Source organism: Pseudoxanthomonas sp. G3, assembly GCF_057654715.1.
Map to the genome: position 1 here is coordinate 3,187,031 of NZ_CM172805.1, position 14,798 is coordinate 3,201,828.

The following is a 14,798-nucleotide window of genomic DNA, read 5'->3' on the forward strand; positions in this document are numbered from 1 at the left end:
CCTCCCCCCTCAATCGCCGTCGTATCCGGCCGATAACCCGGCATCCCCTGGTGACCGGCGCAACCCGCCGGCCGTGCGAGCGACTGCGATGACGGATGCGGCGGACGACAATTCGGTACGGCCAAGCGGCCTGCGTCGCCTGTGGGCGCGTCGTCGCGAGCCCGAGGCATCCAGCGCGCGCGAGTTGGCGCCGCGGGGCGAAACGCGTCAGCCCAGCATCAGCGCGACCCAGCTGCAGGCTCTGTTCGCCAGCGCCACCGAGCCGGCCGCCCTCCTGTCCGCCTTCGCACACGGCGTTGCCGGCCTGCCCGGCGAACTGCGCGGCATGGGCGAGCGCCTGCAGTCGGCGCATGGCGACAACGACTGGCCGCGCTACGGCCGCGCATTGCGCCAGCTGATCGACAAGTACATCCGCACGATCCAGGACGAGCCCCTCGCCGGCGAAGCCGAACAACTTCGCGACCTGCTGCACCACGCCCTGGTCGGCGGCCTGGAAAGCCTGCTGCGCGACGACGCCGTGCTGCTGCCCCAGGCGCATGCGCTGGCCGATCGCGTCCGACAGTGGCAGCCGGCGCAACCGCTGGATCCGCTGGGCAACGAGCTGAAGGAACTTTGCCAGCAGGTCGGGCTGCGCACGCACGAGGTCGACGACGCGCAGGAACTGATGCGCAGCCTGTTCGACCTGCTGCTGGAGAACGTCGGCGAACTGATCGAGGACGGCAGCTGGCTTCAGGACCAGATCGGCGCGGTGCGCCAGCTGCTGGCCGGTCCGCTGGACCGCACTTCGCTGGAACAGACCCGCGCCGGCCTACGCGAAGTGATCTACAAGCAGGGCCTGCTGAAGCAGGGGCTGGCCGAATCGAAGGCGTCGATGAAGGAGATGATGGTGACCTTCGTCGAGCGGCTGGACGGCATGGCCAACAGCACCGGCGAATACCACGACCGCATCAGCTTCCATGCGCAGGCCGTGCGCGAGAGCCGCAGCATCGCCGAGCTCGGCAAGCGGATGGAGGACATCCTGCAGGACACCGCCGAGGTGCAGGCGCAGGCGCTGCGTTCGCGCGACAGCCTGCTGGAGGCCCGCCGCGAGGTGGAAGCCGCCGAGCAACGCGTGGCCGACCTGGAACTGGAACTGCAATCGGTCTCCGAACTGGTGCGCGTGGACCAGCTGACCGACGCGCTGAACCGGCGCGGCTTCGACGAACTGTTCAAGCGCGAATCGGTGCGCGCGTTGCGCAGTGGCCAGACGCTGAGCCTGGCGATGCTCGACCTGGACGACTTCCGCCACATCAACGCGGCGCACGGCCACCTGGGCGGCGATGCCGCGCTGTGCCATGTCGTGGCGCTGGCGCGCGCCACCCTGCGCGCCAGCGATGCCGTCGCGCGCTTCGGCGGCGAGGAGTTCGTGCTGTTGTTGCCTGAAACCAGCTTCCTCGAGGCGATGGGCACGCTGGAACGTTTGCGCGACCGGCTCGCGCACAAGCCCCTGGTCTACGAAGGGCGCGGCATCGTGGCGACCTTCAGCGCAGGCGTGGCGCGCTGGGTGCCCGGGGAATCGCAGGACGATCTGCTGGCGCGCGCTGATCGCGCCATGTACCAGGCCAAGCAAGCCGGAAAAAACCGCGTGGTCGCGGCGCCGGAGTAGGCCCAACGTCTGTAGGAGGCCATTCAGGGCCGGCCGGAATGCGTGGGACCTTGAAGGCCGTCCTATCCAGGCGCGGCGTTACGCCAGCAGGGTTTCCAGCACCGCCATGCGCACGGCCACGCCGTTGCTCACCTGGCGCAGCACCAGCGACTGCGGACCATCGGCGACCTCGTCGGTGATCTCCACGCCACGATTGATCGGGCCGGGATGCAGCACCACGGCATCCTTCGCCGCGCGCGTGAGGCGCGTGGCGGTCAGACCGTAGTCGCGGTGGTAGTCCTCCAGCGACGCGACCAGCCCCTCTTCCATGCGCTCGCGCTGCAGGCGCAGCATCATCACGGCGTCCACGCCCTCGAGCATCGCGTCGAAATCCTGGCCGACCTCGCAGCCGGCCAGCGTGCCGTCGTCCGGCAGCAGCGACTGAGGGCCGCACACGCGGATTTCGCCCGCGCCCAGCGTGCGCAGCGCATGCAGGTCCGAGCGCGCCACGCGCGAATGCTTCACGTCGCCGACGATCAGCACCTTCATCTTCGAGAAGTCCGGCCCCTTGGCCTGGCGCAGCGTCAGCACGTCCAGCAGGCCCTGGGTGGGGTGCGCACTTCGGCCATCGCCAGCGTTGATCAGTGCCGTGCCCTCGCCTGCTTCGGCGGCGAGCGCCGCAACGGCGCCGTCATCCGCGTGGCGGACGATGAAACCGCGTACGCCCATCGCTTCCAGGTTACGCAGCGTGTCGCGCGCGGTCTCGCCCTTGCGGGTGGACGAGGTGGACGCATCGAAGTTCAGCACGTCCGCGCCGAGCCGCTGCGCAGCGATGTGGAACGAACTGCGCGTGCGCGTGGACGGTTCGAAGAACAGCGTGCAGACCGTGGTGCCGTCCAGCACGGTCCGCCGCGGCGTGCGCCCGAGTGCGGCGTCGCGGATCTGGCCGGCCCGATCGATCAGGCGGCAGAGGGTCTCACGAGGCAGGCCCTCCAGGGTCAACAAGTGGCGCAGGCGTCCATCCGAATCGAGTTGTGGGGTCATGGGGCGTCGTGTGTGGGAAGTCAGGTCAGCTGGGTCGCGTCGTGTGGCGCGGCCAGCCAGCGTTCGATGATCACTGCGGCGGCCACCGCGTCCAGCGCGGCGGCATCGCGACGGCGCTTGCGGCCTTCCGCGCGGTCCAGCGCGAACCGCTGCGACGCCTCCACGGAACTGGTGCGCTCGTCCACCAGCACCACCGGCAGGTTGTAGCGCGCGCGCAGTTCGCGGGCGAAGGCATGGGCACGCTTGCGGATGGGCTGGTCGCCGCCGTCGAGCGTCATGGGGTCGCCGACCACCAGCCCGTCGGGCTTCCATTCGGCGTGCAGCTTGTCGATCGCCGGCCAGTCGGGGCCATGGCCATGCACGTCGATCACGGCCAGCGCGCGTGCGCCGGTGCCGAACGCACTGCCCACCGCCACGCCGATGCGGCGGGCGCCCACGTCGAATCCCAGTACGGTGCCGTCCAGCTTCATGCCACCTGCCTCCGTTCGGAAAAGCGCATCCCATCGTGCACCGGCGGCCGTGGAGAACCCGTCGGCGAAGCGGCGCGCGCGATCATGCGTGGCCGCTGTAATCGGTCAGCCGCGTCATGTCCACGCCGATCCGCTGACCGGCCGCCTGCCATCGCCGCTCCAGCGGCAGGGCGAACAGCAGCTCGGCGTCCGCGGGCGCGGTCAGCCAACTGTTCTCGCCCAGTTCGTACTCCAGTTGCCCCGCGCCCCACCCCGCGCAGCCCAGCGCGACGATCGCATGCGCGGGGCCGTCGCCGGCCGCCATCGCTTCGAGGATGTCGCGGGACGTCGTCAGGTAAAGGCCATCGGCCACCGCCATCGTGGATTCCCAGGCGCGAGGACCGTCGTGCAGCACGAAGCCGCGCTCCGGATGCACCGGGCCGCCGGCCAGCACCACCTGGTCCGCCAGGCGCGGGTCCTGCGCTTCCAGATTCATCTGCCGCAGCACTTCGCCCAAGGTGTACTCCGACGGACGGTTCACCACCACGCCCATCGCACCCTCGTCGTCGTGCTGGCAGATCAGGGCCACGCTGCGGGCGAAATTCGGATCGGACAACGCCGGCGAGGCGATCAGCAACTGGTTGGCCAGGGGCGTGGCGGCGTCTTGCATGGCGATCATTCTAGCCCGCCGCGCGCGGACGCGCCCCTGCGGACAGGAACGGTCCGCGATGCGGCCTAGAATGCAGCGTCCCCCCATTTGCCTACCCCATGTCCGGTTACTGCGATGTCGCCCCGGGCCATCCGCTGCATGGCCCCTACCACGACCACGAATATGGTTTCCCCCAGCGCGAGGAAGCAGTGCTGTTCGAACGCCTGCTGCTGGAGATCAACCAGGCCGGGCTGAGCTGGGAAACCATGCTGCGCAAGCGCGACGGCTTCCGCGCCGCCTACAGCGGCTTCGATGTGGACAAGGTCGCCCGCTACGGCGAGAAGGACCGTGCCCGGCTGCTGGCCGACCCCGGCATCATCCGCAACCGGCTGAAGGTCGAGGCGGCGATCCACAACGCCCAGGTGATCCAGACGCTGCGCGATAGCTACGGCGGCTTCGCAGCGTGGCTGGACGCACACCACCCGCTGTCGAAGGCCGAGTGGGTGAAGCTGTTCAAGAAGACCTTCCGTTTCACCGGCGGCGAGATCACCAACGAATTCCTGATGAGCCTGGGCTACCTGCCCGGCGCGCACCGCGAGGATTGCCCCGCGTTCAAACGCGCTGCCAAGCAGCGCCCGCCCTGGATGACCCGCGCCGGGCGTTGATCCACCGCCATTGCGGCTTGCCACGATGGTCGTATGCTGGCGCCCCCGCCGCCGGAACGATAATGACGGTTTCGCAGGGCCGTCTTACTCATGTCCGAAGACCGCATCCGCCACGCTGCCCTGCGCGCCCGCCTGATCACACCGGAAGCCGCCGCAGCACTGATCCAGCCCGGCGAGACCGTCGCGATGAGCGGCTTCACCGGCTCGGGCTACCCCAAGGCCGTGCCGCTGGCCCTTGCCGCGCGCATCGAACAGGCGCACGCCGCCGGTGAGCCCTTCCAGATCAAGCTGATGACCGGCGCCTCCACCGCGCCCGAGTTGGACGGCGCGCTGGCCAAGGCCGACGCCATCGCCCTGCGCATGCCGTTCCGGAGCGACCCCGACGCGCGCAAGCGGATCAACGACGGCATCCTGGACTACATCGACATCCACCTCAGCCACGTAGCCCAGCACGTGTGGTTCGGGTTCTACGGCCCCATCGACACCGCGGTGGTCGAAGTCTCGGCGATCCGCGAAGACGGGAAACTCGTGCCCTCGACCTCGGTCGGCAACAACAAGACGTGGCTGGACCTGGCGAAGAAGGTGATCGTCGAGGTCAATGATTGGCAGCCCGCCGACTTGGAGGGCATGCACGACATCTACTACGGCACCGCGCTGCCGCCGCACCGCAAGCCGATCCCGCTGGAGCACGTGCAAGACCGCATCGGCGATACCGCGCTGAATTGCGACCCGGACAAGATCGTCGCCGTCGTGCGCACGCACGGCCCGGACCGCAACAGCCCGTTCACGCCCATCGACGAGGCCAGCGAACGCATCGCCGGTTACCTGATCGAATTCCTCAAGCACGAAGTCGCGCAGGGCCGTCTTCCTGCCAACTTGCTGCCGCTGCAGTCGGGCGTGGGCAACATCCCCAACGCGGTGTTGGCCGGCCTGGCGAAGAGCGGTTTCCGCGGCCTCACGGCGTTCACCGAGGTGATCCAGGACGGCATGCTCGACCTGCTGCGCGAGGGCGTGCTTGAGGTGGCCTCGTGCACCGGCTTCGCGCTAAGCCCCGAGGCGAACGGAGCGTTCAAGCGCGACATCGCGTTCTTCCGCGAGCGCATCATCATGCGCACGCAGGAAATGTCGAACCATCCCGAACTGGTGCGCCGCCTGGGCTGCATCGGCATGAACGGGATGATCGAAGCCGACCTCTACGGCAACGTCAATTCCACCCACGTGATGGGCAGCCGCATCCAGAACGGCATCGGCGGCTCGGGCGATTTCGCCCGCAACGGGTTCATGTCGGTCTTCCTCAGCCCGAGCACCGCCAAGGGCGGCAGCATCTCGGCGCTGGTGCCGATGGTCAGCCACGTGGACCACACCGAACACGACGTGTCCGTCATCGTCACCGAGCAAGGCCTGGCTGATTTACGTGGCCTCACCCCGAAGCAGCGTGCGCGCACGCTGATCGAAAACTGCAGCCACCCCGATTACCGCGACGCGCTGCAGGACTACTTCGACCGCGCGCTGCACCACAGCTACGGCAAGCACACCCCGCACCTGCTGCCGGAAGCGTTGTCGTGGCACCAGCGATGGCTGGAGACGGGGACGATGAAGGGGTAAGCGGCTTCAAGCGTTCGCCATCTGCATAGGTTGGGGTGAACGAAGTGAACCCCAACGTCGCATGCCGTCCACGATCAGGACATCGGGGCTCTCAAGCTCACTCCAAGCTGGATGCCCGCCCTATTCCCTCGCCTTTTCGCTGCGGCCCAGGCGGGCATATTCCCGGGCGACCCACGCTTTCCCTATGCGGAACGAGAAAATTTGGAGCGCCACAACGAACAGCAGACCGCTCCACGTCACGACCTGCGTAAAAGCACCCAGGTCAACACCCAAGTAATCCATCGCCCACGGAAAGACGATGAAGTACAGGGGGATACTTGCCACGCTGAGCAGCACGACGGCGATGGACACCTTATCGCTTCTATTCATCGTCAGAACTCCGCTCGACAACGTTGAAACACTTGCTGCGACGAAGTCGCAATCTGCAAGACCAGCATGCCGTCCACGATCTGGGTGCCGGGATTTGCAAGCTCGCCCCAACCTATGGCCCTGGAGAGATCACTGCGCACGTAGCGTCTTGAAGAGGGTGGGTAGGTAGGCGATGGTGAACGCCACGAACATGATGATCGCCCACTCCGTGAATGAGATCCCTGTTTCCCCATGCAGGACGCGTAGCAGGCCATAGGCCAAAAGGGTGAAGACAGACGCCTTGAGGTAGTAGATCGCCGTGGCCGAAAGCATGCGACGTCGGTTCATGTCATCCCTTCCTGGCCATGAGCGATCTCGGATCGAAGTCCACTGGATATACTCATGGTACATGGGACCCTCAAGCGCGTTGCTCGACCAAACGCCGCGACTCCATCACCGCCAGCACCCGCAGCGCGCGGGCCATGAACATTCCGCTGAAGAGCCCGTACGTACCGGCGACCACAACGACCGCGGTTGTCGTCCCGAGCACACCCGGGTTAGTGGCATGGACGACGGTCACCGCGTACTTAAAGAAGAAGATGCCCATCATCAACGTCAGGGGTACCCAACTGCCGGCGACGGTGAACTGCCGCGTCGCGGCATCGTAGGACGCGCGGCGCGAAGGCACCCGCACCAGGGTGATGGCTACCGCGGCGAGCCACGCGCATGCCCACGCGGCCAGCGCCGTGACGTGGGCATCGAAGGTCGACCAGACCGAGTACAGCGACCAGGCCAGCATGGCGATCGGTAGCACGATGAGGCGACCGCGCGAGACCTGCCGCGTCCTGCTCTGCAGGTAACCCAGGTAGACCAGGCCGAAGAACAGGCCGAAGACCCAGAGAGGGGTGTGCGTGAGGATCTGCTTCATCGGGCAAGGGTCCTTGAGGTGCGCCGACACCGCGTCGGTTCATGCACATCTTCGGGTCTGCCCGCGCTCCGGTTAGGTGCCGGAAGTCAACACTTTCGGGTGCCCGAGGTCCTTGGCACGGACCCATGGCCCACGAAAAAGGGGCGGTCGCCCGCCCCTTCTCCTGTACTACTCGGCCTTCCGGATCAGCGGACTTCCGCGATCTCCACGCCGTCCAGGCCCTGCGCCAGCGTGCGGGCGTCGCCGCCCTGGGCCAGCTTGATGCGCAGGCGCACTTCGTTCTGCGAGTCGGCGTAGCGCAGCGCATCCTCGTAGCTGATCTCGCCGGCCTGGTACAGCTCGAACAGGCTCTGGTCGAAGGTCTTCATGCCGAGGTTGGTGGATTCCTTCATCACTTCCTTCAGCTTGTGGATCTCGCCGTCGCGGATGTAGTCCTGGATCAGCGGCGTGCCGAGCAGGATCTCCATCGCCACGCGGCGGCCCTTGCCGTCCGGCGTGGGAATCAGCTGCTGCGCCACCACGCCCTTGAGATTGAGCGAGAGGTCCATCAGCAACTGGGTGCGGCGGTCTTCCGGGAAGAAGTTGATGATGCGGTCCATTGCCTGGTTGGCGTTGTTCGCGTGCAGCGTGCACAGCACCAGGTGGCCGGTTTCGGCGAAGGCGATCGCGTGGTCCATGCCTTCGCGCGTGCGCACTTCGCCGATCATGATCACGTCGGGCGCCTGGCGCAGGGTGTTCTTCAGTGCCGCGTCCCAGCTGTCGGTGTCGATGCCGACCTCGCGCTGGGTGATGATGCAGCCCTCGTGCTTGTGCACGAATTCGATCGGGTCCTCGATCGTGATGATGTGGCCGGTCGAGTTCTGGTTGCGATAACCGATCATCGCCGCTAGCGAGGTGGACTTACCCGTGCCGGTCGCGCCGACGAAGATGATGATGCCGCGCTTGGTCATCGCCAGCGTCTTGATGATCGGCGGCAGGTTCAGTTCTTCCACCGTCGGGATGCGCGTCTCGATCCGGCGCAGCACCATGCCCACCTGGTTGCGCTGGTAGAAGCAGCTCACGCGGAAGCGACCCACGCCGGCGACGCCGATGGCGAAGTTGCATTCGTGGGTCTTTTCGAACTCCTCGCGCTGCGCCGGCGTCATCACGTTCAGCACCAGGTCGCGCGACTGCTGCGACGTCAGCGGCGTCTGCGTGATCGGCGAGATCTTGCCGTGCACCTTGATGGACGGCGGCATGCCGGACGTGATGAACAGGTCCGACGCCTTCTGGTGCGCCATCAGCTTGAGGAAGGAGGTGAAGTCGATGGTGCTCATGGCGAAACTCCGGGATTCGGGATTCGGGATTCGGGATTCGTCAGAGCGAGGACCGCGCGCTTTCGCGAATCCCCAATCCCGAATCCCCAGTCCCGGCTACTCAAACAACCGCTTGTCCTTCGCGTATTCCTTGGCCTGCTGGCGGGTGATCAGCGCGCGCTTCACCAGGTCCTGCAGGTGCTGGTCCAACGTCATCATGCCGCTCTGCTGGCCGGTCTGGATGGCCGAGTACATCTGCGCGACCTTGTCCTCGCGGATCAGGTTGCGGATGGCCGGGGTGCCCACCATGATTTCCCACGCCGCCGTGCGGCCGCCGCCGATCTTCTTCAGCAGGGCCTGCGAGATCACCGCGCGCAGCGATTCGGACAGCATCGAGCGCACCATCGGCTTCTCGCCGGCGGGGAACACGTCGATCACGCGGTCGATGGTCTTGGCCGCCGAGCTGGTGTGCAGCGTGGCGAACACCAGGTGGCCTGTTTCCGCCGCGGTCAGCGCCAGGCGGATGGTTTCGAGGTCGCGCAACTCGCCGACCAGGATGTAGTCCGGGTCTTCACGCAGCGCCGAACGCAGCGCCTCGTTGAAGCCGTGCGTATCGCGGTGCACTTCGCGCTGGTTGATCAGGCACTTCTGCGAGGTGTGGACGAACTCGATCGGGTCCTCGACGCTGAGGATGTGCCCGTACTCGTTCTTGTTGATGTGGTCGATCATCGCCGCCAGCGTGGTCGACTTGCCCGAACCGGTCGGGCCGGTGACCAGGATCAGTCCCTGCGGCTGCTGGATCAGCTCACGGAACAGCGGCGGGCAGCCCAGGTCTTCCAGGGTCAGCACTTCCGACGGAATCGTACGGAAGACGGCGCCGGCGCCACGGTTCTGGTTGAAGGCGTTGACGCGGAAGCGCGCCAGCGACGGGATCTCGAACGAGAAGTCGACCTCAAGGAACTCTTCGAAGTCGCGCCGCTGCTTGTCCGACATGATGTCGTAGACAAGCGAGTGCACCTGCTTGTGGTCCAACGCCGGGATGTTGATGCGGCGCACGTCGCCATCCACGCGGATCATCGGCGGCAAGCCGGCCGAGAGGTGGAGGTCGGAGGCCTTGTTCTTTACCGAGAACGCCAAGAGTTCGGCGATATCCATGACGCTGCTTCCCCAAGTTGCTGCGAACTGGAACGTTCATTCCCCGAAGGGCAGTATAGCGCCCTTGCCGTTCCCGCCAATGGTTGGATGAACATGCTCGCCGACACCCTCAGCGAGACCCTGCAACACCTTGAAAACGCAGCGAAAGCGGCACATCGGCCAACCCCGGCGCTGCTGGCCGTATCCAAACTGCAACCGGCCTCGGCCGTGGCCGAACTCGCCCGCGCCGGACAGCGTGCTTTCGGCGAAAACTACGTGCAGGAAGCCCAAGCGAAGATCGGCGAACTGGCCGGCATGGGCCTGGAATGGCATCTCATCGGCCACCTGCAGTCGAACAAGGCCGAACTCGCCGCCCAGGTGTTCGATTGGGTGCAGACGGTCGACCGTCACAAATTGATTGGCGCTCTGTCACGCTATCGCCCAGCGGACCACGCGCCGCTCAACGTGCTCGTGCAGGTGAACATCGATGACGAAGCCAGCAAGCATGGATGCGCGCCCGACGAGGTCGCGGGCCTGGCCGACGCGATCGCGGCCGAACCGCGCCTGCGGCTGCGCGGCCTGATGGCCATCCCCGCACCGCATCCGGACACCGCCCGGCGCATCGACGCCTTCCGCCGCATGCAGGCGCTGCAAGAGATGCTGGCCGCACGCCACCCCGGCGTGGACACCCTGTCGATGGGCATGAGCGGGGACTACCCGCTCGCCATCGCGCACGGCGCCACGATGGTCCGCATCGGCACTGCGCTGTTCGGTGCGCGGCCGTCGCGGCCCGTCTGAGCCCTTCCTTTTCTTCGAGCCCCGATGCCATGACGCCTTCCACCCCTCGCATGCTGACCCACCCGCTGGCCTTCATCGGCGGCGGCAACATGGCGCGCAGCCTGATCGGCGGCCTGCTCAAACGGGGCGCAGAGCCTTCGCGCATCCGTGTGGCCGAGCCCAACGAGCCCTTGCGTGCCGCGCTGGCGGCCGACTTCGGCGTGCAGGTCTTCACCGAGGCCGGTGAAGCCGCCTACGGCGCGGACACCTGGCTCTTCGCCGTGAAGCCGCAAGTGATGCGCGCGGTGTGCGAATCACTGGCGCCCATGGCGCAGGCGCAGCGCCCGCTGGCGGTGTCCATCGCCGCCGGCATCACCGTCACGCAGATGCAGCGCTGGCTCGGCGGTGGCCTGCCGGTGGTGCGCAGCATGCCCAACACGCCGGCGCTGCTGGGCGCGGGCGTCACCGGCCTGCATGCGAGCGAGGAAGTCGATGCCGCCGGACGCGAGCGCGCAGAACTGCTGCTGTCCGCGGCTGGACCGACGGTGTGGATCGATGCCGAAGCCAAGATGGACGCGGTCACCGGCGTGTCCGGGAGCGGCCCGGCTTATGTGTTCCTGTTGGCCGAGGCGATGGAGTCCGCGGCCGTGGCTGAAGGCCTGTCGGCCGACGCCGCGCGCACGCTGGTGCTGCAGACCGTGCTCGGTGCGGCGCGCATGCTCACCGAGAGCGGCGAGACGGCCGCGGAACTGCGTCGCCGAGTGACCTCGCCCAACGGCACCACGCAGGCCGCGATCGAGACCTTCCAGGCCGGCGGTTTCGAAGCGCTGGTCGCGCGGGCCGTACGTGCGGCGACCGCACGGGGCGGCGAACTGTCCGCCGCCAACGATTGAACACGCATCCGATCAAGTTCCAACCCCGTAATGCCTCTTGAACCCCAGGCGCCGACCCCGATGAAACTTCTGATCGCCCCCTTGGTTCTCGTCCTGTCGCTGGTGGCTTGCTCCGGCGGCGAGACGCCCCGGGCCGCCGAATTCGTGCCCCCTGCCCCTGCCGAGGCCGACTTCGGCCCCCTGCGCGTGCGCTACAACGCGCTGCCCACGCTGGCGCTGAGCGAGGCTGTCGCCACGCAGTACGGCGTCTCCCGCGATGCCGGCACCGCGCTGGTGCTGGTCGCCCTGCGCGAAGTGAAAGGCACCGAAGAGATTGATGCCGACGGCGAGGTCAGCGTCACCGCGCACGACCTGTCCGGCGCGCGCCAGACCATCACGCTGCGCAAGGTGGAAGCCGGCGAGTACACCGACCTGATCGGCACGGCAGGTATCTCGCCACGCAATTCGTACCGCTTCGAAATCGTCGTGAAGACCGGCGGGCGCACTGAGACGGTGAACTTCCAGCGGAATTTCTAAAGAACACCTGTGGGAGCGACGTAAGTCGCGATGAAGCACCGCGGTGGCCCTTCGCGACTTACGTCGCTCCCACAACCACCATGCCGCATCCGGCACCCCACAAAGCCACGCCGATTCAGGCGCGCTGTGCCGCCCACCGCCGTACGACCGCCGCGATCGCCTGCACGCCGTCGGTCAGTGCCGCCGGCCCGGGCTGCAGGATCAACGGCGACTTGATTTCGTGCAGTTCGCCGTCGCGCACGGCGGGAATCGCATCCCAGCCGGGGCGTGTCGCCACCCGGTCGGGGCGGAACTTCTTCCCGCACCACGAACCCAGGATGATGTCCGGCGCACGACGCACCACCTCGCTGCCATCGGCGAGGATCCGGTGTTTCGCCAGCGGCTCGCGCGCCATCTCGGGAAACGCGTCGTCCCCGCCCGCGATGCCGATCAGCTCGGACACCCAGCGGATGCCGGTGATCTGCGGCTCGTCCCATTCCTCGAAATAGACCGTCGGCCTGCGCGGTAAACGGGCCGCCCGCGCGCGGACATCGTCCAGACCTCGCTGCAAAGCATCGGCATAGTCGTTGGCGCGCGCGGCCACGCCCACCAGCGCGCCCAGCCGCCGCACGTAGTCGACGATGCCGTCCACGCTGCGGTGGTTGCTGATCCAGACTTCCACGCCCTGCCGCACCAGTTCGGCGGCGATGTCGGCCTGGATATCGGAGAAACCGATGGCCAGGTCCGGGCGAAGCTTCAGGATCTCGTCGATCTTGGCGCTGGTGAACGCGCTGACCTTGGGCTTCTCCTTGCGCGCCTGCGGCGGCCGCACGGTGAACCCGCTGATGCCGACGATGCGGTCCTGCTCGCCGAGTGCGTACAGCGTCTCGGTGGGCTCTTCGGTCAGGCAGACAATGCGGCGCGGCCCCATGCGTCAGGCGCCCAGTCGCTTGCGGAAATAGACGACGCGCTCGGTTTCCTCGAAGCCGCAGGCCGCATGCGCGGCATGGCTGGCGGTGTTGTCGAGCAGCGCATCGGACGCCAGCTCGCTGCACCCCTGCGCACGCGTCCAATCCTCGACCGCGGCGATCAGCGCGCGGCCGACGCGCCGACCGCGATGACCGGGATTCACGTACCAGGCGTCGAGGAAGCCGACCGGCGAGCTTTCGGTACCGTTGACGTAGTCGCGACGCAAGCTGGCCTCGGCCAGTCCGATGGCCTGGCCATCGTCGTCGACGGCGATCAGCGCGATGCCGTTGCGGGTATCCCAGGCCAGTGCCTCGGCCGCAAGTTCATCGGCATCGGCATCGGGCCACAGCGCCAAGCGCATCGCGACCCACGCAGCGAGATCGTTCGCGGACGCGCGACGTACGCCCACGCTCAAGGGAACAGCATCCGCTTGCTCCACGCCCCGGCCGCATCGCACTCGTAGCGCCAGCGTTCGTGCAGGCGGAACTGCGCGCCGTACCAGAACTCGAGCGCGTCGGGCGCCACGCGATAGCCGCTCCAGCCCTCGGGACGCGGCACGTCGCCGCCGGCGAAACGTGCTTCGACTTCGGCCATGCGGTGTTCGAACGCCTCGCGCGAATCCAGCGTCTCCGACTGGATCGACGCCCAGGCGCCCAACTGGCTCTGCCGCGGACGGGACGCGAAGTAGGCATCGGCCTCGGCATCGTCGACCGGGGTCACCATGCCTTCCACGCGCACCTGGATGCCGGCCTCGCGCAGGCTGCGCCACAGGAACAGCAGCGCCGCGCGCGGGTTGTCGTGCAGCTCGCGGCCCTTCTGGCTGTGCGTGTGCGTGTAGAAGACGAAGCCGCGTTCGTCGAAGGCCTTCAGCAGCACCGTGCGCGCGGACGGACGGCCGTCCGGCGTCGCGGTGGCCAGCGTCATCGCATTGGGTTCGACTTCGGTGCCCGCGGCCTTCGCTTCGCCGAACAGCGTGGCGAACGTGGACAGGGCTTCAGCGTACAGATCGGTCATGGCGTCACGACGGCAGCGCCCGCATCCCGGGCATGCGCTATTGTCGCGCGATGACGACGACACTGCATCCAGGCGGCTTCCCGGTCCGGCTTGTCGATGAAGCCTTGGCGGCAGCGCGGGTGTTGCCGCTGGCGACGCCGGTGTTCGCGATCACCGGCCTGCAGGGCAGCGGCAAATCGACGCTGGCGGACCAGGTGGCGGCGCGCGCGCGCGATGCCGGCCTGCGGGTGGCGGTGCTGTCGCTGGACGACCTGTATCTGACGCATGCACAGCGCCGGAGGCTCGCACGCGACGTGCACCCGCTGCTCGCCACGCGTGGCCCGCCCGGCACCCACGACGTGGCGCTGGGCTGCGACGTGCTGGATGCGCTGCGCGAGGGCCGGGACGCGATGTTGCCCCGCTTCGACAAGCTGGCAGACGATCGCGCGTCGGATAGCGCGTGGTCGCGCATCGACGGGCGGATGGACCTGGTGCTGTTCGAGGGCTGGTGCCTGAAGGCCCAACCCGAGAACGATGCCGCGCTGGCCACGCCGATCAATGCCCTGGAGCGCGACGAGGACGCCGATGGCCGCTGGCGCCGGTACTGCAACGACGCGCTGCGCCGCGACTATCCCGCGCTGTGGTCGCGCATCGATGCGCTGTGGTTTCTGCAGCCACCGGGGTTCGAGGTGGTACGCACGTGGCGCTGGCAGCAGGAGCAGGCGATGGCCGCGCGCGACCCCTCACGTAGCGGCATGGACCGCGCGCAGCTGGACCGCTTCATCCAGCACTACGAACGCACCAGCCGTCACCTGCTGGCGACGCTGCCGGCGATTGCCGAGCGCGTGATCCCGCTGGATGAGCAGCGCAGGCCCGCCACCACCTAGAGGCTAATTGTGGGAGCGACGTAAGTCGCGATGAAGAGCCCGG

18 protein-coding genes are annotated in these 14,798 nt (G+C 67.4%); 7 read left to right on the forward strand and 11 right to left on the reverse strand.

From position 1 onward, the window contains the following. Positions 1–88 precede the first annotated feature (88 nt). The gene (locus AC23D6_RS15320; RefSeq protein ID WP_487750077.1) at positions 89–1,645 is read left to right on the forward strand and encodes a GGDEF domain-containing protein; all 1,557 of its coding nucleotides are present in this window, start codon (positions 89–91) and stop codon (positions 1,643–1,645) included. Between the two features lie 78 nt (positions 1,646–1,723). Here AC23D6_RS15320 and AC23D6_RS15325 read toward each other — a convergent pair whose 3' ends face one another. The 3 genes from AC23D6_RS15325 to AC23D6_RS15335 all read right to left on the reverse strand — a co-directional run bounded on the left by AC23D6_RS15325 (position 1,724) and on the right by AC23D6_RS15335 (position 3,787). Beyond that, positions 1,724–2,668, reverse strand: a complete 945-nt coding sequence (locus AC23D6_RS15325) for an aspartate carbamoyltransferase catalytic subunit (protein ID WP_487750078.1) — start codon at positions 2,666–2,668, stop codon at positions 1,724–1,726. A gap of 20 nt (positions 2,669–2,688) precedes the next feature. Next, entirely contained in the window at positions 2,689–3,138 is a 450-nt protein-coding gene (gene ruvX, locus AC23D6_RS15330) for a Holliday junction resolvase RuvX (RefSeq protein ID WP_487750079.1), read from the reverse strand. An 82-nt stretch (positions 3,139–3,220) separates the two neighbouring features. Next, complete coding sequence (locus tag AC23D6_RS15335) at positions 3,221–3,787, reverse strand: YqgE/AlgH family protein (protein WP_487750080.1); 567 nt, start codon at positions 3,785–3,787, stop codon at positions 3,221–3,223. Between the two features lie 98 nt (positions 3,788–3,885). Between AC23D6_RS15335 and AC23D6_RS15340 the strand changes: the two genes are divergently transcribed. Both AC23D6_RS15340 and scpC read left to right on the forward strand, forming a co-directional pair. Next, positions 3,886–4,431 carry a DNA-3-methyladenine glycosylase I gene (locus AC23D6_RS15340; protein ID WP_487750081.1) on the forward strand — a complete coding sequence of 182 codons (546 nt, stop codon included), beginning with the start codon at positions 3,886–3,888 and terminating at the stop codon, positions 4,429–4,431. Positions 4,432–4,521: 90 nt separating this feature from the next. After that, positions 4,522–6,036 (forward strand): succinyl-CoA:acetate CoA-transferase ScpC, encoded by a 1,515-nt coding sequence (gene scpC / locus AC23D6_RS15345; RefSeq protein ID WP_487750082.1) that lies wholly within the window; start codon positions 4,522–4,524, stop codon positions 6,034–6,036. Between the two features lie 120 nt (positions 6,037–6,156). Here the strand turns inward: scpC and AC23D6_RS15350 are convergent, their stop codons facing one another. From AC23D6_RS15350 to AC23D6_RS15370, 5 genes are all read right to left on the reverse strand, one after another. Then, positions 6,157–6,387: a hypothetical protein gene (locus AC23D6_RS15350; protein ID WP_487750083.1), complete on the reverse strand. Its 231-nt coding sequence runs from the start codon at positions 6,385–6,387 to the stop codon at positions 6,157–6,159. 147 nt (positions 6,388–6,534) lie between these two features. Beyond that, positions 6,535–6,732, reverse strand: coding sequence for a hypothetical protein (locus AC23D6_RS15355; protein ID WP_487750084.1), 198 nt, complete (start codon positions 6,730–6,732; stop codon positions 6,535–6,537). A gap of 70 nt (positions 6,733–6,802) precedes the next feature. After that, entirely contained in the window at positions 6,803–7,312 is a 510-nt protein-coding gene (locus AC23D6_RS15360; RefSeq protein WP_487750085.1) for a DUF6622 family protein, read from the reverse strand. A 185-nt stretch (positions 7,313–7,497) separates the two neighbouring features. Beyond that, the gene (locus AC23D6_RS15365) at positions 7,498–8,628 is read right to left on the reverse strand and encodes a PilT/PilU family type 4a pilus ATPase (protein WP_487750086.1); all 1,131 of its coding nucleotides are present in this window, start codon (positions 8,626–8,628) and stop codon (positions 7,498–7,500) included. A gap of 96 nt (positions 8,629–8,724) precedes the next feature. Further along, complete coding sequence (locus AC23D6_RS15370; protein ID WP_447940408.1) at positions 8,725–9,762, reverse strand: type IV pilus twitching motility protein PilT; 1,038 nt, start codon at positions 9,760–9,762, stop codon at positions 8,725–8,727. A gap of 93 nt (positions 9,763–9,855) precedes the next feature. On the opposite strand from AC23D6_RS15370, the gene AC23D6_RS15375 reads away from it, so the two are divergent. Genes AC23D6_RS15375 through AC23D6_RS15385 form a run of 3 tightly spaced genes read left to right on the forward strand, consistent with a single transcriptional unit; the run spans position 9,856 to position 11,927 of the window. After that, positions 9,856–10,539 carry a YggS family pyridoxal phosphate-dependent enzyme gene (locus AC23D6_RS15375; protein ID WP_487752654.1) on the forward strand — a complete coding sequence of 228 codons (684 nt, stop codon included), beginning with the start codon at positions 9,856–9,858 and terminating at the stop codon, positions 10,537–10,539. A gap of 50 nt (positions 10,540–10,589) precedes the next feature. Continuing rightward, positions 10,590–11,411, forward strand: coding sequence for a pyrroline-5-carboxylate reductase (gene proC / locus AC23D6_RS15380; RefSeq protein ID WP_487752655.1), 822 nt, complete (start codon positions 10,590–10,592; stop codon positions 11,409–11,411). 60 nt (positions 11,412–11,471) lie between these two features. Then, on the forward strand, positions 11,472–11,927 hold the full coding sequence (locus AC23D6_RS15385) for a DUF4426 domain-containing protein (protein WP_487750087.1): 456 nt from the start codon (positions 11,472–11,474) through the stop codon (positions 11,925–11,927). A 115-nt stretch (positions 11,928–12,042) separates the two neighbouring features. Here the strand turns inward: AC23D6_RS15385 and AC23D6_RS15390 are convergent, their stop codons facing one another. From AC23D6_RS15390 to pdxH, 3 genes are read right to left on the reverse strand one after another with little or no spacing between them, the layout of a single operon-like run. Continuing rightward, positions 12,043–12,837 (reverse strand): ABC transporter substrate-binding protein, encoded by a 795-nt coding sequence (locus AC23D6_RS15390; RefSeq protein WP_487750088.1) that lies wholly within the window; start codon positions 12,835–12,837, stop codon positions 12,043–12,045. Between the two features lie 3 nt (positions 12,838–12,840). Then, complete coding sequence (gene aac(6'), locus AC23D6_RS15395; RefSeq protein ID WP_487752656.1) at positions 12,841–13,236, reverse strand: aminoglycoside 6'-N-acetyltransferase; 396 nt, start codon at positions 13,234–13,236, stop codon at positions 12,841–12,843. A gap of 50 nt (positions 13,237–13,286) precedes the next feature. Then, complete coding sequence (pdxH, locus tag AC23D6_RS15400) at positions 13,287–13,889, reverse strand: pyridoxamine 5'-phosphate oxidase (RefSeq protein WP_487750089.1); 603 nt, start codon at positions 13,887–13,889, stop codon at positions 13,287–13,289. Between the two features lie 32 nt (positions 13,890–13,921). Here pdxH and AC23D6_RS15405 point away from each other — a divergent pair, with 32 nt between their 5' ends. Further along, the gene (locus AC23D6_RS15405) at positions 13,922–14,755 is read left to right on the forward strand and encodes a kinase (RefSeq protein WP_487750090.1); all 834 of its coding nucleotides are present in this window, start codon (positions 13,922–13,924) and stop codon (positions 14,753–14,755) included. Positions 14,756–14,798 lie beyond the last annotated feature (43 nt).